This window comes from Streptomyces sp. NPDC006326 (genome assembly GCF_040612915.1).
In the GTDB taxonomy this organism is placed as follows: Bacteria; Actinomycetota; Actinomycetes; order Streptomycetales; family Streptomycetaceae; genus Streptomyces.
In genome coordinates this window covers 13,797-33,672 of record NZ_JBEXRC010000064.1, presented here as the reverse complement: position 1 = coordinate 33,672, position 19,876 = coordinate 13,797, and the positions used below count along the sequence as shown (strand labels likewise).

Sequence of the window (19,876 nt, the reverse complement as noted above, 5' to 3'; positions counted from 1 at the left end):
CCCCCGGAGCCGATCGGCTCCGGGGGCGCCCCTGTGACGTGCGTGGGGTGCGACGTGCGCGTGCGTGCTCGCCGTATACGAAAAGCGGGTCAGCGCATCTTTCCGCCGCGCGGCATCCGCATGCCCTTGGGCATCGGGCCCTTCGGCAGCGGCATGTTGCTCATGAGGTCGCCCATGGCCCGCAGCTTGTCGTTCACCTGGGTGATCTGCGGTCCGGCCAGTACGCGCGGCAGCTTCAGCAGCGTCGTACGCAGCTTCTTGAGCGGGACCTCGCCCTCGCCGGTGCCCACGATGAAGTCGTGCACCGGGACGTCCGGCATGATCCGGGCCATCTTGCGCTTCTCGGCGGCCAGCATGGGCTTGAGCCGGTTCGCGTTGCCCTCGGCGATCAGCACGACACCGGCCTTGCCGACGGCCCGGTGGACGATGTCCTGGTTCCGGTTCATCGCGATGGCCGGAGTGGTCGTCCAGCCCCGGCCCACGTTGTCCAGTACGGCCGCAGCCGCGCCCGGCTGTCCTTCCATCTGCCCGAAGGCAGCTCGCTCGGCCCGCCGTCCGAAGACGATCGCCATCGCGAGGAAAGCCACCAGGAAGCCCAGAATGCCCAGGTAGACCGGGTGGTCGATCAGGAAGCCGATCGCAAGAAAGACACCGAAGGTGACGATTCCCACGCCCGCGACGATCAGACCGACCTTCGGGTCGGCCTTGCGCGTCATCTTGTAGGTCAGGGCGATCTGCTTCAGTCGCCCGGGGTTCGCAGCAGTCTCTGCGTTTGACTTCCTCGCCATAAGGCGAAGTTTACGTGGCCTGCGGGGTCCGGGTCGCAGCGGCCTCCAGTACGTGCTCGGTCTCGACCCGGTCCCTGGCCCTGCGGCGGTCCTCCAGGACAGCGCTCCAGGCGTTCCGGCGGGCGCCGCTCATGAGCAGCGACTCGATGCCGCGGAAGGCATCGGTGAACGACGGGATGGCGATGGCGCGTACGGGCGCGGCCTGCATAAGTCGATCCCTTTCACGGTGCTCAGGTCGGACAGTGCGGTCAGCGGCTGTGCGGTGGTGTGCGCGGTGCGTGGACCTATCGTCACTGATTGGTGTTACCAGGGCATGACCTCGCGGTCAAACGATGATGAAACATTGGCGCGGCCCGCCGGACTCTTCCTATAAAGAGCCTAGGGGCCGCGCCAGTGCGGTATTACTGATCAGTAAGCATTTGTGCGCGAATTCACACAATCCGCGGCATCGTCGGTCAGACGGTCGCGCGCTTCTCCATCGCCTGCTGGTACAGGCGGCCGGCCCGGTACGAGGAGCGGACCAGGGGGCCCGACATCACACCGGAGAAGCCGATCTCCTCGGCCTCCTTCGCCAGCTCCACGAACTCGGCCGGCTTCACCCAGCGCTCCACGGGGTGGTGCCGGGGCGAGGGCCGCAGGTACTGGGTGATGGTGATGAGCTCGCAGCCGGCCTCGTGGAGGTCCTTCAGGGCCTGCGAGACCTCCTCGCGCTCCTCGCCCATGCCGAGGATCAGGTTCGACTTGGTGACCAGGCCGTAGGCGCGCGCCTGCGTGATCACGTCGAGGGAGCGCTCGTAGCGGAAGGCGGGGCGGATCCGCTTGAAGATCCGGGGGACCGTCTCGACGTTGTGCGCGAAGACCTCGGGGCGGGAGGCGAAGACCTCCTCCAGCAGCTCCGGCACCGCGTTGAAGTCGGGGGCCAGCAGCTCGACCTTGGTGTGGCCGCCCTCGCGCCCCGCCGTCTGCCGGTGGATCTGGCGCACGGTCTCGGCGTACAACCAGGCGCCGCCGTCAGGCAGGTCGTCGCGGGCGACGCCGGTGATCGTGGCGTAGTTCAGGTCCATCGTGACGACCGACTCGCCGACGCGGCGGGGCTCGTCACGGTCCAGGGCCTCGGGCTTGCCCGTGTCGATCTGGCAGAAGTCACAGCGCCGGGTGCACTGGTCGCCTCCGATGAGGAAGGTGGCCTCGCGATCCTCCCAGCATTCGTAGATGTTCGGACAACCGGCTTCCTGGCACACCGTGTGCAGTCCTTCGCCCTTCACCAGGGCCTGCATCTTCGTGTACTCGGGACCCATCTTCGCCCGGGTCTTGATCCACTCGGGCTTGCGCTCGATGGGGGTCTGGCTGTTGCGGACCTCCAGGCGCAGCATCTTGCGTCCGTCGGGTGCGACTGCGGACACGACCGGCTCCCTGTGACTTCGATTCTTCGGCGCCCACCAGGGTACGCCCGTAATTTCGTACGCTCTTACGACGGCCAACCTGCGCGCGGCCGGACCCATTCCCCGCCGGCTACGCGCCCGCCACCGGCTCGATCTCCCGGGGCCGCAGCTCGGCGTGCTCCAGGACGTCCTTCAGGTGCTTCTCGGCGACGGGCAGGACCTCGGCGATGGTGACCTCGCGGCCCAGTTCGTACGAGAGCGAGGTCACACCGGCGTCCCGGATGCCGCACGGGATGATCCGGTCGAACCAGGTGCTGTCCGGGTTCACGTTGAACGAGAACCCGTGCATGGTGACGCCCTTGGCGACCCGGATGCCGATCGCGGCGAGCTTGCGGTCCTCACGGCGCTGGCCCGCGTTGGAGGGGGCGTACTCGGGGCCGTTCAGCCGCGGGTCGAACTCCTCGTCGGTGAGGCGGGGGTCCATGTCCAGGGAGAGGCCGCCGGGCTTCGGGCGCTCCTCGACCGGGTCACCGAGGACCCAGACCCCGCTGCGGCCCTCGACCCGGGTGGTCTCCAGGCCGAAGTCGGCGGCGGTGCGGATGAGCGCCTCCTCCAGGCGGCGCACGTGCGCGACCACGTCCACCGGCCGCGGCAGCTTCATGATCGGGTAGCCGACCAGCTGGCCCGGGCCGTGCCAGGTGATCTTGCCGCCGCGGTCCACGTCGACGACCGGGGTGCCGTCCAGCGGCCGCTCGCTCGGGTCGGTGCGCCGGCCGGCGGTGTAGACGGGCTCGTGCTCCAGCAGCAGGCAGGTGTCGCCGATCTCGTCCGCGAAGCGCGCGGCGTGGACGCGCCGCTGCTCCTCCCACGCGCCGGTGTACTCGACGTAGTCCGGTCCGAAGCCCAGATGGACAAACCCAAGCTCAGCCACGGCAGCGCCTCCTCGTTGAACCTGCTGTGTGCACGTATCGCACCAGCCAAGGGTACGGCCGCCCGCTCCCGCGGCCTCAGGCGCCCGGCGGCGGGGGCTCCGGCAGCGGCCCGGGCAGCTCCGGCAGGGGCCCGGGCAGGAGCCGGGGACGCCGGCGCCCGTGGGCCGGCCGGTCCGGGTCCTCGTCCGCACGCGGCAGCCTCCGGTGGCCCTCGGAGTGGTCGTTGACCCACCCGCACACCCCGCAGGCGTACCGCCCGTCGAGCCCCGCGATGTAGGTGCCGCAGCGCCTGCACTCGGCCTCGGTGAGCTCGGGCGCCGGCAGCGGCTCGGGCGCGGACGGCGCCGCACGGGTCTCTGCGGGCGGCTGCGCCCCCTGGGGCCTGCGGGTCATGGCGGCAGCGTACGCGGGGGGAGGGGACCGGTCCGTAAAGAGCCCGACCGATTCTGCACACGATCGGATGAATGTGGGGCAGACAGGGCGGCGCGGACGAAGTTCGCCGCTACATTCACGCCGTTCACAGGGCCGGGACTCCGGTCCGTCACGTACGGAAACCGTGGAGCCGATGACGGAACGACCTGCCCAGCGCGTCCCCAACCGGCAGCTCGCGGCGCTGATCGCGGAAGCCGGGTTCTCCAACGCCGGTCTCGCCCGCCGCGTCGACCAGCTCGGCCTGGAGCACGGTCTCGACCTGCGGTACGACAAGACCTCGGTGACCCGCTGGCTGCGCGGGCAGCAGCCGCGCGGGACCACCCCGGCGCTGATCGCGGAGGTCTTCACCCGGCGCCTGGGCCGCCGGCTCTCGGCGCAGGACCTCGGGCTGGACGCCTGCGCACCGGTGTACGCGGGGCTGGAGTTCGCGGCCACCCCCGAGGAGGCCGTGGACATCGCCAGCGGGCTGTGGCGCAAGGACTCCGGCTCCCACGCCGAGCTGCGCAAGATCGCCTTCACCCCGGCCGGTCTGGTCGTGCCCAGCCGCGACTGGCTCATCGGCCGGCCCGACGAGCGGGTGGCCCGCGGCGCCGACCCGGTCGCCGCCGCGGCCCGGGTGCCGATGCAGGGCCGGCCCTCGGTCCCCCGCCAGCGGCAGATCGACCGCGGGCCCGGCCAGCGGGTGACCGGCGGGGACATCGCGGCGCTGCGCTCGGTCAGCGAGCTGTTCCGCAGCCTGGACCAGGCGTACGGCGGCGGCCACGCCCGCCAGGCACTGGTGCGGTACCTGGAGCACGAGGCCGAGCCGATGCTGCGCGGCACGTACGGGGAGACCACCGGGCGGCGGCTGTTCGCGGCCGCCGCCGACCTGACCCGGCTCGCGGGCTGGACCTCGTACGACATCGCCGCGCACGGCCTCGCCCAGCGCTACTTCGTGCAGGCCCTGCGGCTCGCGCAGGCCGCGGCGGACCGGCCGTACGGCAGCTACGTGCTGGTGACCATGAGCCGGCAGGCGGTCTACCTCGGCCACGGCCGGGAGGCGGTGCAGCTGGCCCGCGTCGCCCAGCAGGGCGTCGGCTCGGGGCCGCCGCCGGTGGTGCAGGCGCTGCTCCACGCGGCGGAGGCGCGCGGGCACGCGGTCCTGGGCGAGGTCCGGGCGGCGACGGCCTCGCTGGTGCGGGCCGAGCGGGCGCTGGGCGCGGCCCGGCCCGGGGACGACGTACCGCACTGGGCGCGGCTGTTCGACGAGGCGCAGCTGGCGGACGAGTTCGGGCACTGCCACCGGGACCTCCAGCAGTACCGGGCGTCGGCCCAGCACGCGGAGCGCTCGCTCCAGCTGCGGGCGCCGGGCTTCGCGCGGTCGCGGCTGTTCTGCCGGGTGGTGCTGGCCACGGCCCGGCTGGGGCTCGGTGAGCTGGACCAGGCCTGCGCGCTGGGCGCGGAGGCGGCGCAGCAGGCGATGGAGATGCGGTCGGTGCGGGCGGTGGAGTACGTACGGGACTTCGAGCGCAGGCTGGAGCCGTACCGGGACGCCGCGGCGGTGCGGACCTACCGGGACCGGGTCGCGGCGCTGTCCTGAGCGGGACGGGCGCGGCGGTGCGACGGCGTGGCGGCGCGACACGGAGGGCCCGGTTCCGCCGGGCGGAACCGGGCCTCTGGGGGGTGTGGCCTCAGGCCGCCGCCGGAAGGGCGGGCTCCGCGCTGACCGGGAGCCGGATGCCGAAGTCCCGCAGGACGGCGGTGGCCGCGCGCCGGGCCGAGTTCAGGGCGCCCTGGACGGTGTTGGAGTCCCGGTGGTCGCCGCACACGTAGAGCCCGGCCAGGACCCGTACCGGGCGCCGCAGGTCGTGGGGCGGCGGCATGGCCGGGACGGCCTCCGGGGTGTGGTGGACGGCCAGCAGCTCCCAGTCGCGGGTGGCGGTCTCGTACAGCCGGGCCAGCCGCGAGGTGACCGTCCGGGCGGCCGGCGGCGGCCCGAGCACGGTGGTGGTGACCAGGCTGCGGCCGGCCGGGGCCCGCGTCGGGTCCACCGCGCTCATCACGGCGGTGTGGGCGACGGGCCACCCCGGGTCCCCGTCCAGCAGGAGGGAGCCGTCCCAGGGCAGCGGGCCCGCCCCGGCGGGGGTGGCGTGGTGGATCACCGTGACCTCGTGGAAGTCCGGCACCCGCAGCCCGGGCAGCAGCTCGGCGGCGGCCCGCGCCCCGGTGGCCAGGACGGCGGAGCGGCAGCCGAAGTCGCCGTGGTCCTCGGTGGTGACGAGGTTGGTCGCCACCGACCGGACCCGGACCCCGGTGCGGACGGTGCCGGGCGGCAGCGCGGCGGCCAGCAGCTCGGGCAGGGCCGAGGCTCCGCCCTCGGGCACGGCGAGGCGGCCGCGGGCGAAGCTGCGCAGCGCGAGGTCGGCGACCCGGCTGGAGGTGGTGAGCTCCGGATCGCGCAGCAGCGCGGAGAGCAGGGGCCGCAGGGTGGTGCCGAGGGCCCGGGAGCGCAGGGCGGCGAGCGCGGTGCGCTCGGGGCGGGCCAGGACCCGGTCGACGGGCAGGGCGGCGAGCCGGCCGAGGAACGCGCTGAGGCGGGCCTGGTCGAAGGAGCCGCTGGCCAGCGCCCGGGCCGGGGTGCGGGTCCCGACCCGCTGCTGCCTGCCGTCGGCGTGGACGAGCACCCCCGGCGCGAAGGGCCGCAGGACCAGGTCGGCGAGGCCGGGGGTCCGGTCGAGCTCCGTGTAGGAGGTGTTGAGCAGCTGTCCGATCCGGTCCAGCCGGAAGCCGTCGGCCTGCTCGGTGGCCATCCGTCCGCCGGGGTCGTCGGCGGCCTCCAGGACGGTGACCGTGACCCCTGCCGCGATCAGGTGGTGTGCGGCCGCGAGTCCTGAGACCCCGGCTCCTACGATGACGACGTCCGCATGCTGTGCGTGGTGCGAGCTGGTGAGCACGTGCCCCTCCCCGAGGTCGGCGCGGCTGTGTGGGGTTCCTCCTTCCCCCAAGCGGTTCAAGGGGAACCCCGGCGGGGCGGAGTATTACGGTCAACTCCGGTCGCACAGCGGTCGCATCCGGAGCACGAACGGTCGCACGGCGACTACGGGTGCTCCCCCGCCAGCGCCGCACGGATCGCCTCGTCGATGCCCGGGTGGCGGAAGGCGAACCCCGACTCCAACAGCCGGGCGGGGCGCACCCGCTGACTGCCCAGCACGTCCTGCGCGAACTCCCCGAGGACGACGCGCAGGACCGGCGCCGGCACGGAGAACAGGGTCGGGCGGCGCAGGACGCGTCCCATGGCCGCGGTGACCTCACGGTTGGTCAGCGGTTCGGGGGCGGTCAGGTTGACCGGGCCGTCGAGGCCGGGGGTGTCGATGAGGTGGCGCAGGGCGGCGATCTCGTCGTGGAGGGAGATGTACGACCAGTACTGGCGGCCGTTGCCCAGCCGGCCGCCGATCCCCGCGCGGAAAATGGGGAACAGCTTCCCCCAGGCCCCGCCGTGGGCGGCGACCACCAGCCCGGTCCGGGCCAGGACCGTCCGTACGCCGGCCTCCCGGGCGGGGGCGGCGGCCGCCTCCCACTCGACGCAGAGCTCCGGCAGGAAACCGCTCCCGGCGGGGGCGTCCTCGTCGACGGGGCGGTCACCGGTGTCGCCGTAGTAGCCGATGGCGGAACCGGACACGAAGACGGCAGGCGGCCGGTCCTGCGCGGCGATGGCACGGGCGATGGCCCGCGTGCCGTTGATCCGGCTGTCGCGGATCTCCTTCTTGTACGCCTCGGTCCAGCGCCGGTCGCCGACCCCGGCCCCGGCGAGGTGCACGACGGCTGCGCAGCCGTCGAGGCCGGCGGGATCGACGTACCCGCGACCGGGGTCCCAGGCCGCCTCGTCGGGCGCGGCGACCGGCCGCCGCACGAAACGCACGACGTCGTGCCCGTCGCCGCGCAGGGACCGCGCCAGAGCCTGCCCGATCAGACCACCGGACCCGGTGAGAGCGATACGCATCCCCCCATCATGCCAACGCCCTTCGGGGGTTGCCGGCACCCCCGACGAACCACCCGCCCCTCGGGTACGCGGCGGCGGCTGCCCGTCGGCGGTGCCGGTCCGGCGGTGGTGTCCTCCGGGGGGTGCCGGCCCGGCGGTGGTGACTGCCCGGGGGGCCGCCCGGCGATCGTGCCCGCCCGGCGGCGGTGACTGCCCGGCGGTGGTGTCGGTCCGGCGGTGGTGTCCTCCAGGCGGGGTGCCGGCCCGGCGGTGGTGACTGCCCGCGGGGAGTCGCCGGACTCCGCGCCGCCGAGGCTCGGGCGCTACCGCCGCCCGGGCATCACGCTGGCCGGGCACCGCCTCGCTCAGCACCGCCAGGGGCGCCTGGTCAGCCGGGCTCCGCACCACCGGGGGGCTGCCGCCCGGGCCCAACGGCTGGCTGGGCGGGACACGAGCGCTGCCGCCGCGCGGGCACCACCGCTGGCCGGACACCGCCGCGGAGCAGGCATCACCGCTGGCTGGGCACCGCCCCGGGGCGGGCACCGGCGGGCTCGGCCCGGCCGGGGCGCGAGCGCTGCCGCCGCCGGACACCGCCGCGGAGCGGACACCGCCTGGCTCGGCACCACCGGCGGGCGCCGGGTTCAGCCGGGCCGGAGCTGCGGCGCTCCGCTGAGGACGAGCGCGGCCCCCGGCCGGACGCGGCCCGCCGCGGGGTCGGGCGTCGCCGCAACCCCGGTGCCGGACCGGAGCCGCGCCGCCCCGCAGGACCTGGGCATGGCCGCCGCGGGGCGCCGGGGGCGGCCGGGCCGGAGTCGTGGTGCAGGGGCGCGGGATGCGGGTTCGGCGGGGCGGCGTGGCGTCGACCGGCTGGGCCGGGCCGGGTCAGGAGGTGCCGAGCCAGGTGCCGACCGCGTAGGTGACCGCCATGGCCAGCGCGCCGCCGGCCACGTTGCGCAGGACCGCCCTCGGCACCGGCGCGCTGCCCAGGCGGGCGCTGAGGACGCCGCACAGCGTCAGTGCCGCCAGGACCGCCGCCGCGGTCACCGGGACCCGCTCCGACGGGCCCGGCAGGACGATCGCCAGCAGCGGCAGCACCGCCCCCACCGTGAACGCCACCAGGCTCGCCAGCGCCGCGTGCCACGGATTGGCCAGCTCGTCCGGGTTGATCCCGAGCTCCACCCTCGCGTGCGCCCTCAGCGCGTCCCGCGCCGTCAGCTGCTCCGCCGCCTCCCGCGCCAGGGCCCGGCTCAGCCCCCTCGCCTCCAGCAGCTCGGTCAGCTCGTTCAGCTCCGCCTCCGGCTCCTCGGCCAGCTCCCGCCGCTCCAGGGCCAGCGCGGCCTCCTCGGAGTCCCGCTGGGAGCTGACCGACACGTACTCCCCCGCCGCCATCGACAGCGAGCCCGCCAGCAGTCCGGCCACCCCTGCCGCCAGGATCGCCGACCGCGAGGTGGTGGCCCCGGCGACGCCCACCACCAGGCCCGCCGTCGAGATGATCCCGTCGTTCGCGCCGAGCACCCCCGCGCGCAGCCAGTTCAGCCGGGTGCTGATCACCGCGCTCTGCATCTCTTCCGTCACGGGACCACTTTCGGCGTACGGACCCCGCAAGGCCACCCGGCGGGGCGGTCCGGGGTGCGCGGCCCCCGCCCCCGTACCAGGGTGGAGGGGTGAGACGCCGACGCCAGGAGCCCGGCTGGCTGCGCGGGGAGCCGCCACCGCGCTGGGCCCGGTTCGCGCCCGCGGTGGCCATGGTGGTGCTGGTGCTCGCGCAGAGCGCCACCCCGGGCGATGTCGAGCTGGGCTACTTCCTGGCCGGCCTGCCCCCCGTCGCCGCCTTCGCGTACGGGGCGGCCGGCACCGCCGTCTTCGCCGCGATCGTGATCCTGCTGATCGGCGTCCCCTCACTGGGGATAGCGCACGCCCATGGTTCGGACCTGGCCACCGTCTCCGCGGTGGCGCTGCTCAGCGTGGTGATCGCCTGGGTCCGGCGGCGACGCGACGCCCAGCTGGTGAACGTGCGCACCGTCGCCGAGGCGGCCCAGCTCGCCGTACTGCCGCCCGTGCCGGAACGCGTCGGCCCGGTGCACTGCGCCGGCCTGTACCGCGCCGCCCAGCAGGGCACGCTGGTCGGCGGCGACCTGTACGACGTACGGGCCGGGCCGTACGGGGTCCGGGCGCTCGTCGGTGACGTCCAGGGGCACGGCCTGGCCGCGGTCGGCACCGTCGCGGCGCTGCTCGGGGCCTTCCGGGAAGGGGTCCTGGACGACGCGGAGCTCACGGCGGTGGCCGCCCGGCTGGACCGCAGGCTGCTGGCCGACACCGCCGAGCCCGCGCTGTCGGACCCGGCCGCTCCCCCCGGTCAGCGGCCGGAACTGTTCGCGACCGCCCTGCTGCTGGAATTCCCGCCCGGCCAGGACCTCGTACGGGTCGTGTCCTGCGGGCACCCGCCGGCGCTGCTGCTGCGGACGCACACGGTGTCCGAGGTGGACGTGGAGCCGGGACCACCGCTGGGCCTGGGCCTGGCCGGTCCGACCCTGCCGCCGGTCGCCGACGTCCCCCTCCTCCCCGGGGACCGCCTGCTCGCCCACACGGACGGGGTCACGGAGGCCCGCGACGCGGCCGGCGACTTCTACCCGCTGGCGACCCGCGTCCCCGTCCTGGCCACCGACCCCTCGGGCCTGCTGCTCGCCGTCTGGCAGGACCTGGTGGCCTTCACCCGCGGCGGCCCGCGCGACGACGTGGCCCTCCTGGTCCTCACCCTCGCGGCGGCCACCCCCGACGGCCCGGCCCACGGCTAGCGGCCCTCCGCGGGCCGAGGCCACACCCGGCAGGCCCCGTCCCGCGGGTCACTCCCTACTCCGTGCGCGTGACTCCTGCCGATGACCGACCGGCTCCAGGCGTGGACCGGCAACACGGAGCTGACCGGCGAGGAGTTCCGCGTCTTCGGCCAGGACGGCACCGGCGGCTACGCCGCCTTCTGGCTGGTCCGCCCGCAGCGGCCGCTGTCCGGGCAGCCCGTCGTCTTCCTCGGCTCCGAGGGCGAGACCGGCGTCGTCGCCCGCGACCTGGACGACTTCCTGTGGCTGCTCGCCGACGGTGTCGGCCCGTCGGAAGCAGCCACCTCGTACGTGCCCGAGCGGCTCCCGCACCCCGATGCGGAGCGGGTGGCCGTCGCGGAACGGTACGCACCCGACCGGCGCAAGCCGGCGAAGGCCGTGATCGAGCCGGCCGGCCGGGAGTTCCCCGGCTTCGACGGGACCGTCATGGCCTTCTGCCGCTGACCGGCCGGGACCCGGGGCCGGGTCCCGGCGGCGTGCCGTACGTACGGGCGGCGGGTCAGGCCGCGTTGCTCACGATGAAGGCGCGCACCAGCTTGCACGTCACGTTCGACGGGCGGTGGATGCCCGTGCGGACGGCCATCGTGCGGATCTTCCGGTTGGTGGCGCGCCGGGCGTCGTACGTCCCCGAGTCGAGCAGGGATATCGCCAGCCGCATCGCCTTCAGTCGGCGGTTGTGGCTCTCGTACCACTCGCGGGGCAGACCCGCGGGCAGGGGCTTCTTCTTGACGGGCTGGACGGTGGTGGCAGTGGCCATCTACAGCCTCCCAAACGGTAGTTGGCGTCCTGTCGTTCTCCCTCGATTTTACCGGCGCCCACTGACAGAAGCCCCTGGCCAGACCGGCACTGGCTAGGCTGGGGGCCATGGAGATCTGGATCAATCCCGCCTGTTCGAAGTGCCGTAGCGCGCTCACCCTGCTGGACGCCGAGGGCGCCGACTACACCGTCCGCCGCTACCTGGAGGACGTGCCCTCCGAGGACGAGATCCGCGAGGTGCTCGGCCGCCTCGGGCTGGAGCCGTGGGACATCACCCGCACCTCCGACCCGCTGGCCAAGGAGACCGGCGTACGGGACCTGCCGCGCGAGGAGAACGACGCGGCCCGGGCCCGCTGGATCTCCCACCTGGCGGCCCACCCGAAGCTCATCCAGCGCCCCATCATCACCGCCGAGGACGGCACCGCGGTGGTCGCCCGCTCCGAGGAGGCAGTCCGCGAAGCCCTCTCCCGCCACCCCTGACCCCACCGCCCCGCAACCCAGCCGGCCCGGCGGGCCGCCGCGTTGGGGTGGACCCCCGCACGGGCGGCGGGCCGCAGACCGGTCGGCGCCCTCCAGGAGCCGGCCCCCGAACACCTCGTCCCCGCGGGCACCCTGAGCAGTCCCCCACGGTCCGCCCGGGCCGTGTCGACACGGCGCCGCCGCCGAGCCGCCGGCTCACGAACCCGCCCACCCCCGGCCCACCGGCCCCGCCCGCGCCGGCCACCCCGGACTGATCCCGCCCTCACCTCCCCACCCCATAAGGTGTGAAAAAGACACAAGGGACCCATCACACCGAAAGGGCAGGACCGTCGTGACCGAGCAGCAGCAGAGCCCGCAGCCGCCCGAGACCGCACCGGAGGCGGCCGGCCGGGGCGACCGCCTGCTGCCTCCGCCGCGGCGGACGGCCGACTGGATGTTCGGCGGGGTGTACGGAACCGTGCTGGCCGCAGGACTGCTGGCCGCGCTGGACCAGAAGGGCGGCGAGTACACCCCGTACTACGACGCCAGCTGGGTCCTGGTCACCGCGGTCGCGGCCGGCCTCGCGCACGGCTACTCCCACCACATGAGCAGCCACCACTCCGGCTCCTCCGGGCACCCGTGGCGGCTGCTGGGGCGGGCGCTGTGGAACGAGTGGCCGATGATCGCGGCCACCCTGCCCACCGTGCTGCTGCTGGTCTCCGCCGGGCTCGCCCACTGGGACTCCCCCGGCGTGACCGCCGTCGGGCTCGGCGCGAACACCGCCCTGCTGTTCGGCTGGGGCTCCTTCGTGGCGGTCCGGGTCGGCTACCGGCTCGGCCCGGCCCTGCTGAGGGGCGTCGCCGACGCCACCATCGGCCTGGTGATCATCGCGGCCAACGCCCTCATCAAGTAGCCCGAGCCGTCAAGCAGGCCGAGCACCGGCCCGAGCAGCCCCGAGCAGCCCCGAGCAGCCCTGAGCACCACCCACCCCGCCGCTCAGTCGGACAGCTGCCCCTCCGCCTCCGCCAGGATCTCCGTCACCCGCGCCGCGAACCGCGCCCCCCGCGGATCCGGCTCCCCGGTCCGGGCGGCGGTGAGCAGGGCGTCGAGGGCACGCCCGTACGCGCCGGGCACGTCCGTCCAGTTGGGCAGCGAGAAGACGCCCTCGGCCCCGCGCACCTCCAGCCCCACCCCGGCGGCGGCGGTCGGTGCACCCAGGCTGAGCACCGCCGTGCTCGCCGCGCCCGAGGCGTGGCGCAGGGCCAGCTGGACCACGTCGGAGGGGCCGCGGGTGGCACTGACCGAAGTCACCTCGCCGAGTACCGGGATCAGCACGGACAGGGCGTGCGGGCCGACGTCCCACAGCCCGCCCTTGTCCTTGCGCCAGGGCGAGTCGGCGTACGCGCTGGGCGCACCGTCGGGCGGGAAGACGGCGCCGAGCCAGTGCGCGCTGGCCGTGAACCAGCCGGTGCGCCCGACCTGCTCCTGCACCCATCCGGCGGCGGGCTCGGCGAAGCGGAGGGTGAAGAAGACGACGGAGGCGACGCCGTGCCGGTCGGCGGCGTCGGCCACGGCGCGGGCGTCCGCGACGGTCGTGGCGACGGGCTTGTCGAGCAGCAGGTGACGGCCCGCGGCCGCGGCGCGGACGGCGAGCGGAGCCTGCACGTCCGGCGGCAGGGCGAAGGCCACGACATCACAGTCCGCGAACAGCGCGTCGGGGTCTTCGTACACCTTCACGTGGTACGCGTCGGCCAGCTCGGCCGCGGCTTCGGGCCGGCGGCCCCACACTCCGGCGAATTCGGAGCCGGCGTGGGCGGCGAGGGCGGGGGCGTGGGTGCGGTGGGCCCAGGGACCGGTGCCCAGCAGGCCGACCCGGGGGCGGGCGGGCACGGGGAGGGGGCCCGCAGGGGCACCGCCGGAGGTCAAATCGTACGAAATGCTCACCGGCCAAGTGTGCCCCACTCGGACGGGCGTGCTGCCATCAACCCGCACAAGCCACCCGACCTGCGGTGTAAACCTCGGTAACACGGGGTTCACACACGGGCAACGGAAGAGAAATCGCCACCGGGCACGCTGCGCAGGACAGGCTGCGGTTCACGCCGCAGCACCGCAGAACGCAGTGACCCGCAGCAGCAGCACCCGCAGAGGCTGCGCCGGAGCGACGCACCGAAGGATGGGGCCCGTGAGCTACAAGGCTGAGTACATCTGGATCGACGGCACCGAGCCGACGGCGAAGCTGCGCTCCAAGACGAAGATCCTCGCCGACGGCGCCGAGCTGCCGATCTGGGGCTTCGACGGGTCGAGCACCAACCAGGCCGAGGGCCACGCCTCCGACCGCGTGCTCCAGCCGGTGTTCTCCTGCCCGGACCCGATCCGCGGCGGGAACGACGTCCTCGTGCTGTGCGAGGTGCTGAACATCGACATGACCCCGCACGAGTCGAACACCCGCGCGCTGCTGCGCCCGGTCGCCGAGAAGTTCGCCGGCCAGGAGCCGATCTTCGGCATCGAGCAGGAGTACACCTTCTTCGACGGCGCCCGTCCGCTCGGCTTCCCGGTGAACGGCTTCCCGGCCGCGCAGGGCGGCTACTACTGCGGTGTCGGCTCGGACGAGATCTTCGGCCGCGAGATCGTCGAGAAGCACCTGGACCACTGCCTGACGGCGGGCCTGAGCATCTCCGGCATCAACGCCGAGGTCATGCCCGGCCAGTGGGAGTTCCAGGTCGGCCCGGTCGGCCCGCTGGAGGTCTCGGACCAGCTGTGGATCGCCCGTTGGCTGCTCTACCGCACGGCCGAGGACTTCAACGTCTCCGCGACGCTGAACCCGAAGCCGGTGAAGGGCGACTGGAACGGCGCGGGCGCGCACACCAACTTCTCCACGAAGGCGATGCGCGAGGACTACCGCGCGATCATCTCCGCGTGCGAGGCGCTGGGCGAGGGCAGCAAGCCGATGGACCACGTGAAGAACTACGGCGCCGGCATCGACGAGCGTCTGACGGGTCTGCACGAGACCGCCCCGTGGAACGAGTTCAGCTACGGCGTCTCCGACCGCGGCGCCTCGGTCCGCATCCCGTGGCAGGTCGAGAAGGACGGCAAGGGCTACATCGAGGACCGCCGCCCGAACGCGAACGTGGACCCGTACGTGGTGACCCGCCTCATCACCGACACCTGCTGCACGGGCCTGGAGAAGGACGGCCTGGTCTGAGCCCCGGCTGACGTAGTCGCCCGCCGAGTCCCCGCGGACCGGCGGGCGTTCTGCTGTCGGGGACATCGGGCCTGGGACGGATCCGTCCACGATGCGATACACGGGCCTTCCCCCGAGGAAGAAGGGCAGTCCGGAACATGCCGGTTCATCCGGATTCGCTCACCAGCCACTCCGCGGAAGGTCGCTGAATTTGAGATTCCGCTCCGCCTGTTGAGACGAGGCCTGCCCCGGCGCCCCTGCATCTGCTTCAATGGGCCCATGGCCGGCCACTCGCACCCCTCGAACGGTCCCAGCGACCTCGAACCCTTCTGGCCCTCTCGTCAGGATCACGATTACGACCGGGAGTGTTGCCGCGCGAAGAACGCGCCGGCCCTCTAAAGCCTTCCGGGATCTGCCAACGAACCTGCCCGAGGCCTTCGGTCTGCGCGGTACGCGACGTCGTCTGCACGTCCGCACGTCTGCACCTCTCCTGCCGACCTCCGCGTGAAAGAGCTGACCACTCATGTCCCACACCCGTTCCCTGACGTCTGCCTCCACCGCCTCCGCCGCCACCGCTCCCCTGCCCTTCCCCCCCGGCCCGCGCCACCGGCTGCGCGCCGTGGACCCGGACGAGGTCGCCCGCGTGGCCGACCTGCTCCCGCCCGGCGCCACCTGGCTGCCCGCCCCCCAGCACACCCTGCCGGCGCTGCCGGGCCGGCCGCCGATGATCGGCTACCTGGTCCTCGTACCGGCCGACCAGCAGCCGCCGATCGCCTTCTCCCCGCAGTCCGTTCCCGTCCCGGCCCCCGCGGCCACCGCCGACGCCCCGGCCTCGGCCGCCGGGACCACCACCGGTGACGCCCTGGTCCGTATCGACGGGGCGCAGCGCACCGCCGAGGTCGACGGCCGGGTACTCGACCTGACGTACCTGGAGTTCGAGCTGCTGGCCCACCTGGTGGCGCACCCCCACCGGGTGCACAGCCGGGACCAGCTGGTCACCACGGTCTGGGGCTACGGGCACGTCGGCGACGGCCGGACCGTGGACGTCCACGTCGCCCGGCTGCGCCGCAAGCTGGGCGCGGCCCACCGCGGCGCGATCCAGACCGTGCGGCGGGTCGGGTACAAGTACTCCCCGTCCGCCCTGTGAGCCGGACGGCGCCCGCCTGACGGCCTGGTGGGCCCGGGAACCGACGGTGGGCCCGTACTCCCGCAGCGGGAGTACGGGCCCACCGGACCGTCCGCGCCGGACTAGGCGGCCCCGGCGGCCTTCGCACGGCGCGCCGCCACCGCCCCCAGCAGGACGTCGACGGCGAGGAAGGCGAGCAGGCTGATGCCGAGCAGCGGTATGAACCAGCCGACCACCGCCGTCACCGCGGCGAGCGGCAGCAGCATCGTCAGCGGCGCCTTACGCCAGGCACCGCGCGGCTGGGCCCGGCCGACGGAGAACGTGCGCTCCTTGGTGGGCCGGCGCAGCCACCACATCCGGTAGCCCCAGACGACGAGGAACATCAGGGCGACCGCGAGTGCGGCCAGCGCGACCTGGTTGGCGAGCCCGAAGGTCTGGCCCATGTGCAGGTCGATGCCGAAGCGGGTGAGCTGGGCGAGCACCGGGTAGTCCGAGAACCGCAGCACGTCCATGACCTCGCCGTCGGCCGGGTCGATGGCGACGGAGTCCAGGTGCACGGGCACCTGCTTGTCCTTCTCCTTGACCACGTAGCCCTTGCCCTTGGCCGGGAGGGTCACCTGGAGCTGCTCGGTGATCCCGGCCGCGCGGGCCGCGGCCACGGCCCGGTCGATGCCGATGTCGGCGGTGGGCGCCGGCGGGGGCATCTCCATGCCCTCGGTCATCACGTGCCCGGCGTGCTCGCCGCCCCCGTCCGTGCCCGCACCTGCGGCGAGGGAGGCGGAGACGGACGGGGTGGCCCCGCCGAGCCGGTCCTGCAGCTGCCCGATGTTCTCACCGGCGTACTTCGACCAGGTCAGGCCGGTGGCCGAGAGCGCGACGAGCCCGGTGGCGGCCCAGAGGCCGACGGTGCCGTGCCAGGAGAGGGTCTTGCGGCGGCCGGTGGCGGCGCGGTCGGGCAGGACCAGGCGGGCCTTGCGGGAGCGACGGCGGCCCATCCACAGGGCGAGGCCGCCGAGGGCGACCACCCACAGCCAGCCGGCGGCGAGCTCGCTGTAGTTCCGGCCGAACTCCCCGAGGTGGAGGCTGGAGTGGAACTCGCTGAGCCACGCGCGCAGCGGCAGTGCGTCGGAGGCGGTGGTGAGCCGGCCGTTCACGTGGGCCGTGTAGGGGTCCACGAAGACGGTGAGGTTCTCGCCCTCTGCGAGGCCGGGCTTCTCCATCACGACGCGGGTGGTCGCCTCGGCATCGGGCGCGGGCCATACGGCCACGACCTTGCCTTCGGGCGCGGCGGCCCTCGCCGCCGCGACCTGGTCGGTGAGGGGGAGGGCGCTGTCGCCGACGCGGGAGACGGTGAGCTGGTCGGCATAGAGGATCTTCTCGGCCTGCCAGGAGGCGGCGTAGAGCAGTCCGGTGGCGGCGGCGAGGAACAGGAGCGGGGCCATGAAGACGCCGGCGTAGAAGTGCAGGCGCAGGAGCAGGGGCCGCAGGGCGGCCCAGGTGCCGGACGTGGCGGCGGTTGCGGGTGCATCGGCGTCCGGGATGCGGACGTCGGCCTCGTCAAGGGACATGAGGGTCCTAGGTGTTGGCGGAGACATGGGTGACCGGCCCCAGGTCTCGCCGTGGCGCGTGCGTCCGTCAGACGCAGGCGCGGGCCGGCCGGCCGGGGGCCGTGGCGCGGGTGTCCCGCCGCCGCGGCGGCCCGCGGCGCACCAGGGCGTGGGCGTGCACGGCTCCGCGAAGGCCGCGCGGGCGCGCGTAGGAGGGCCGGGGCGCGGGCCGCCCGGGTACGGGGGCCGGCCGGGTCCGCACCAGCGCCAGGGCGCGGGCGAGCGGACGGGCCGCCAGCAGGGCGGCGGCGCCGAGGACTCCGGCCAGCCGGAACACCGTGGCCTCGCCCCAGGCGAGCCAGGCCGCGCAGAGCAGGCCGGCGAGCAGGTGGGCGAACAGCATCCCGAGGCCGCCGTGCCCGGCCATCCCGACGAGCCCGTCCAGGCCGTCCAGCCCGTCCAGCCCGTCGAGGCCGTCGAGGCCGTCGAGGCCGTCCGCTGGATGCCCGGCTGCCGCGTGCATGCCGTGCAGGGAGTGCAAGGAGTGCAGGGAGTGCGGTGCGTGCGCGGAGTGCATGCCGGCCATCCCCGCCGCATGCTCCATGCCCTGCATGCCCTCCATCCCGGCCATGCCCTCCGTCCCCCCGGCCGTGCCGTGGCCGCTCGCGGCCGCAGGCGCCGGTGCCGTGGTGGAAAAGGCGAGGTGGAGGAGGGCCTGGAGCGCGAGGAGGGCCGCGGTGATGCCCACGGGGCCGCGGCGGCGGGCGGCAGCCCGCCAGGCGAGGGCCCCGGTCCCGGCAAAAGCGCCCAGAAGTCCCCACAAGGGGATGTGCGTGCCGGACATGTACGAATGCCCCGCCGCACCCAATGCGGTGCACACCGCCGCGAACATCGCGGCCCGTGCGGCGCGCATCGGCGCGGGGCTCCCAGACATGACCCGGACATGCTCGCATGGGACCCGGTGCGTGGGGCCCGAGGCCCCTGTCCGATCATGGTCCGGTGAACCCATTGTCATGGCCACCACCCCTCGCGGGCGCCGTGTACGCCGGCGGGGTCCAGCTCGGGGCGTACGCCCTGGGGCGGAGGCCGGCGGCGGACCGGGAACGGCTGCTGCGGCGCTGCTCGACGAACGTCGACAATCTCGCCGCCGGCCACTGGGAGACCCTCGCGACCAGTGCCCTCGTCGTCGAGGAGCCGATGCCGCTGCCGTACGCGCTGCTGCTCGTGGCGGTGCTCGGGTACGCGGAGTACGCGTACGGGGCCTGGTGGACGGCCGCGGTGTTCCTCTTCGGGCACACCGCGGCGACGCTCCTCGTCTACGGCGTACTGCGCCGGACGGCCGGTCCGGCCACCCGCAGGGCCTTGGACGTCGGCACGAGCTACGGGTTCAACGCGGTGCTCGGTGCGCTGACCTCCGCACTGCCGCGCGGGCCGGTCCGTACCGCCGTCCGGGTGGGGCTGCTGGCGCTGGCCGCGCAGCCGGTGCTGGCGCGCAAGCGCACCTTCACGGACGCCGGGCACCTGGCGGCGCTGGGGATCGGGGTCGGGGTGTCTCTGGCGCTCGATTACCTATCCCCGCCAAAACAACTGAAAATCGGATGAATACGACGCGCCCACCGCTGGAGCTGCCACGATGACCGCCACCGCCACCCCTTCCACCACCGTCGCCAACCTCCGCGACCTCGGCGGCACCCCGCTGTCCGGCGGCCGCACCGTCCGCCCCGGCCTGGTCCTGCGCTCGGGCCAGCTCGACCGGCTCGACGTGGACGCCGACCCGGCCGTGGCCGCGCTGGGCCTGCGTACGGTCATCGACTTCCGCACCGCCGCCGAGCGCGCCGACTACCCGGACCGGCTGCCGGAAGGCGCCCGCCTGCTGGTCGAGGACGTCCTCGCCGACATGCTGAGCTCCGGCCGCATACCGGCCGCCACCCAGCTCAAGGACCTGCTGTCCGACCCGGCGCGGGCCGAGGAGCACCTCGGCGCGGGCAAGGCCCAGGCGCTATTCCAGGACACCTACCGGTCCTTCGTGCGGACCAACTCGGGCCAGGCGGCGTACGCGACGCTGCTCACCGAGCTGGCCGACCCGCAGGCGGGCCCGCTGCTGTTCCACTGCACGGCCGGCAAGGACCGCACGGGCTGGGGCGCGACGGTCGTGCTGTCGCTGCTCGGCGCGGACGAGGACACCCTGATGGCCGAATACCTCTCGGTCAATCCGGCGGTCAAGCAGGCCTTCGCACGGCTGATCGAGGGCTTCACGATGGCCGGCGGCGACCCGGACATCGCGCTGGCTCTGATCGGGGTGTTCCCCTCGTATCTGGAGGCCGCGCTGGACGAGGTCGCCCTGCGGTACGGATCCATGGAGAAGTACGTCCGCGAGGGGCTCGGCGTATCGGACCAGACGGTCGAGGCGATGCGCGCCCGCCTGGTGGTCTGAGGCCCTTCCCGGGGGCGCCCCGCGCGGTGCTCCGCCCCGGGGCGCCC

21 protein-coding genes are annotated in these 19,876 nt (G+C 74.3%); 9 read left to right on the top strand and 12 right to left on the bottom strand.

The window, feature by feature from the left end; genetic code table 11:
• Positions 1-89: 89 nt before the first annotated feature.
• The 5 genes from ABZ128_RS32605 to ABZ128_RS32585 all read right to left on the bottom strand — a co-directional run bounded on the left by ABZ128_RS32605 (position 90) and on the right by ABZ128_RS32585 (position 3,495).
• Complete coding sequence (locus tag ABZ128_RS32605) at positions 90-788, bottom strand: DUF4191 domain-containing protein (protein ID WP_356853147.1); 699 nt, start codon at positions 786-788, stop codon at positions 90-92.
• Between the two features lie 10 nt (positions 789-798).
• Positions 799-996, bottom strand: coding sequence for a hypothetical protein (locus ABZ128_RS32600; protein ID WP_356853145.1), 198 nt, complete (start codon positions 994-996; stop codon positions 799-801).
• A 247-nt stretch (positions 997-1,243) separates the two neighbouring features.
• Positions 1,244-2,191: a lipoyl synthase gene (gene lipA / locus ABZ128_RS32595; RefSeq protein ID WP_356853144.1), complete on the bottom strand. Its 948-nt coding sequence runs from the start codon at positions 2,189-2,191 to the stop codon at positions 1,244-1,246.
• A 109-nt stretch (positions 2,192-2,300) separates the two neighbouring features.
• Positions 2,301-3,101 (bottom strand): lipoyl(octanoyl) transferase LipB, encoded by an 801-nt coding sequence (gene lipB / locus ABZ128_RS32590; protein ID WP_356853142.1) that lies wholly within the window; start codon positions 3,099-3,101, stop codon positions 2,301-2,303.
• 76 nt (positions 3,102-3,177) lie between these two features.
• A complete protein-coding gene (locus ABZ128_RS32585; protein ID WP_356853140.1) occupies positions 3,178-3,495 on the bottom strand; it encodes a hypothetical protein in 318 nt (105 codons plus the stop codon).
• Between the two features lie 172 nt (positions 3,496-3,667).
• Here ABZ128_RS32585 and ABZ128_RS32580 point away from each other — a divergent pair, with 172 nt between their 5' ends.
• The gene (locus ABZ128_RS32580) at positions 3,668-5,113 is read left to right on the top strand and encodes a regulator (protein WP_356853139.1); all 1,446 of its coding nucleotides are present in this window, start codon (positions 3,668-3,670) and stop codon (positions 5,111-5,113) included.
• A gap of 91 nt (positions 5,114-5,204) precedes the next feature.
• Here the strand turns inward: ABZ128_RS32580 and ABZ128_RS32575 are convergent, their stop codons facing one another.
• From ABZ128_RS32575 to ABZ128_RS32565, 3 genes are all read right to left on the bottom strand, one after another.
• Positions 5,205-6,467 (bottom strand): FAD-dependent oxidoreductase, encoded by a 1,263-nt coding sequence (locus tag ABZ128_RS32575; protein ID WP_356853137.1) that lies wholly within the window; start codon positions 6,465-6,467, stop codon positions 5,205-5,207.
• Between the two features lie 143 nt (positions 6,468-6,610).
• On the bottom strand, positions 6,611-7,513 hold the full coding sequence (locus ABZ128_RS32570; RefSeq protein ID WP_356853135.1) for a TIGR01777 family oxidoreductase: 903 nt from the start codon (positions 7,511-7,513) through the stop codon (positions 6,611-6,613).
• Positions 7,514-8,374: 861 nt separating this feature from the next.
• Positions 8,375-9,055, bottom strand: a complete 681-nt coding sequence (locus tag ABZ128_RS32565; RefSeq protein WP_356853153.1) for a VIT family protein — start codon at positions 9,053-9,055, stop codon at positions 8,375-8,377.
• Positions 9,056-9,156: 101 nt separating this feature from the next.
• Here ABZ128_RS32565 and ABZ128_RS32560 point away from each other — a divergent pair, with 101 nt between their 5' ends.
• Both ABZ128_RS32560 and ABZ128_RS32555 read left to right on the top strand, forming a co-directional pair.
• Positions 9,157-10,287: a PP2C family protein-serine/threonine phosphatase gene (locus tag ABZ128_RS32560; RefSeq protein ID WP_356853133.1), complete on the top strand. Its 1,131-nt coding sequence runs from the start codon at positions 9,157-9,159 to the stop codon at positions 10,285-10,287.
• Between the two features lie 81 nt (positions 10,288-10,368).
• Positions 10,369-10,770, top strand: a complete 402-nt coding sequence (locus ABZ128_RS32555) for an SMI1/KNR4 family protein (RefSeq protein WP_356853131.1) — start codon at positions 10,369-10,371, stop codon at positions 10,768-10,770.
• A gap of 55 nt (positions 10,771-10,825) precedes the next feature.
• On the opposite strand, the gene ABZ128_RS32550 is transcribed toward ABZ128_RS32555, so the two are convergent.
• Positions 10,826-11,083: a hypothetical protein gene (locus ABZ128_RS32550; RefSeq protein WP_356853130.1), complete on the bottom strand. Its 258-nt coding sequence runs from the start codon at positions 11,081-11,083 to the stop codon at positions 10,826-10,828.
• A gap of 107 nt (positions 11,084-11,190) precedes the next feature.
• Here ABZ128_RS32550 and ABZ128_RS32545 point away from each other — a divergent pair, with 107 nt between their 5' ends.
• Positions 11,191-11,562: an ArsC/Spx/MgsR family protein gene (locus ABZ128_RS32545; protein WP_356853128.1), complete on the top strand. Its 372-nt coding sequence runs from the start codon at positions 11,191-11,193 to the stop codon at positions 11,560-11,562.
• 331 nt (positions 11,563-11,893) lie between these two features.
• The gene (locus tag ABZ128_RS32540; RefSeq protein ID WP_356853126.1) at positions 11,894-12,454 is read left to right on the top strand and encodes a hypothetical protein; all 561 of its coding nucleotides are present in this window, start codon (positions 11,894-11,896) and stop codon (positions 12,452-12,454) included.
• Positions 12,455-12,537: 83 nt separating this feature from the next.
• Here ABZ128_RS32540 and ABZ128_RS32535 read toward each other — a convergent pair whose 3' ends face one another.
• Entirely contained in the window at positions 12,538-13,479 is a 942-nt protein-coding gene (locus ABZ128_RS32535; protein ID WP_356853151.1) for a Gfo/Idh/MocA family oxidoreductase, read from the bottom strand.
• 244 nt (positions 13,480-13,723) lie between these two features.
• Between ABZ128_RS32535 and glnII the strand changes: the two genes are divergently transcribed.
• Positions 13,724-14,743, top strand: a complete 1,020-nt coding sequence (gene glnII, locus ABZ128_RS32530) for a glutamine synthetase (RefSeq protein WP_356853124.1) — start codon at positions 13,724-13,726, stop codon at positions 14,741-14,743.
• A gap of 502 nt (positions 14,744-15,245) precedes the next feature.
• On the top strand, positions 15,246-15,869 hold the full coding sequence (locus ABZ128_RS32525; RefSeq protein WP_356853123.1) for a winged helix-turn-helix domain-containing protein: 624 nt from the start codon (positions 15,246-15,248) through the stop codon (positions 15,867-15,869).
• Between the two features lie 101 nt (positions 15,870-15,970).
• Here ABZ128_RS32525 and ABZ128_RS32520 read toward each other — a convergent pair whose 3' ends face one another.
• Positions 15,971-17,416 (bottom strand): PepSY domain-containing protein, encoded by a 1,446-nt coding sequence (locus ABZ128_RS32520; RefSeq protein WP_356853121.1) that lies wholly within the window; start codon positions 17,414-17,416, stop codon positions 15,971-15,973.
• A 67-nt stretch (positions 17,417-17,483) separates the two neighbouring features.
• Positions 17,484-18,329, bottom strand: coding sequence for a hypothetical protein (locus tag ABZ128_RS32515; RefSeq protein WP_356853119.1), 846 nt, complete (start codon positions 18,327-18,329; stop codon positions 17,484-17,486).
• A gap of 65 nt (positions 18,330-18,394) precedes the next feature.
• Here ABZ128_RS32515 and ABZ128_RS32510 point away from each other — a divergent pair, with 65 nt between their 5' ends.
• Both ABZ128_RS32510 and ABZ128_RS32505 read left to right on the top strand, forming a co-directional pair.
• Positions 18,395-18,997 (top strand): rhomboid-like protein, encoded by a 603-nt coding sequence (locus ABZ128_RS32510; RefSeq protein WP_356853117.1) that lies wholly within the window; start codon positions 18,395-18,397, stop codon positions 18,995-18,997.
• A gap of 31 nt (positions 18,998-19,028) precedes the next feature.
• Entirely contained in the window at positions 19,029-19,829 is an 801-nt protein-coding gene (locus tag ABZ128_RS32505) for a tyrosine-protein phosphatase (protein WP_356853116.1), read from the top strand.
• Positions 19,830-19,876: the final 47 nt, after the last annotated feature.

Excerpts from the sequence above, each read along its gene's own strand:
- ABZ128_RS32605 (WP_356853147.1), bottom strand. The coding sequence starts at position 788 with ATGGCGAGGAAGTCAAACGCAGAGACTGCTGCGAACCCCGGGCGACTG.
- ABZ128_RS32600 (WP_356853145.1), bottom strand. The coding sequence starts at position 996 with ATGCAGGCCGCGCCCGTACGCGCCATCGCCATCCCGTCGTTCACCGAT.
- ABZ128_RS32585 (WP_356853140.1), bottom strand. The coding sequence starts at position 3,495 with ATGACCCGCAGGCCCCAGGGGGCGCAGCCGCCCGCAGAGACCCGTGCG.
- ABZ128_RS32580 (WP_356853139.1), top strand. The coding sequence starts at position 3,668 with ATGACGGAACGACCTGCCCAGCGCGTCCCCAACCGGCAGCTCGCGGCG.
- ABZ128_RS32570 (WP_356853135.1), bottom strand. The coding sequence starts at position 7,513 with ATGCGTATCGCTCTCACCGGGTCCGGTGGTCTGATCGGGCAGGCTCTG.
- ABZ128_RS32565 (WP_356853153.1), bottom strand. The coding sequence starts at position 9,055 with ATGCAGAGCGCGGTGATCAGCACCCGGCTGAACTGGCTGCGCGCGGGG.
- ABZ128_RS32555 (WP_356853131.1), top strand. The coding sequence starts at position 10,369 with ATGACCGACCGGCTCCAGGCGTGGACCGGCAACACGGAGCTGACCGGC.
- ABZ128_RS32550 (WP_356853130.1), bottom strand. The coding sequence starts at position 11,083 with ATGGCCACTGCCACCACCGTCCAGCCCGTCAAGAAGAAGCCCCTGCCC.
- ABZ128_RS32545 (WP_356853128.1), top strand. The coding sequence starts at position 11,191 with ATGGAGATCTGGATCAATCCCGCCTGTTCGAAGTGCCGTAGCGCGCTC.
- ABZ128_RS32525 (WP_356853123.1), top strand. The coding sequence starts at position 15,246 with ATGTCCCACACCCGTTCCCTGACGTCTGCCTCCACCGCCTCCGCCGCC.
- ABZ128_RS32520 (WP_356853121.1), bottom strand. The coding sequence starts at position 17,416 with ATGTCCCTTGACGAGGCCGACGTCCGCATCCCGGACGCCGATGCACCC.
- ABZ128_RS32515 (WP_356853119.1), bottom strand. The coding sequence starts at position 18,329 with ATGTCTGGGAGCCCCGCGCCGATGCGCGCCGCACGGGCCGCGATGTTC.
- ABZ128_RS32505 (WP_356853116.1), top strand. The coding sequence starts at position 19,029 with ATGACCGCCACCGCCACCCCTTCCACCACCGTCGCCAACCTCCGCGAC.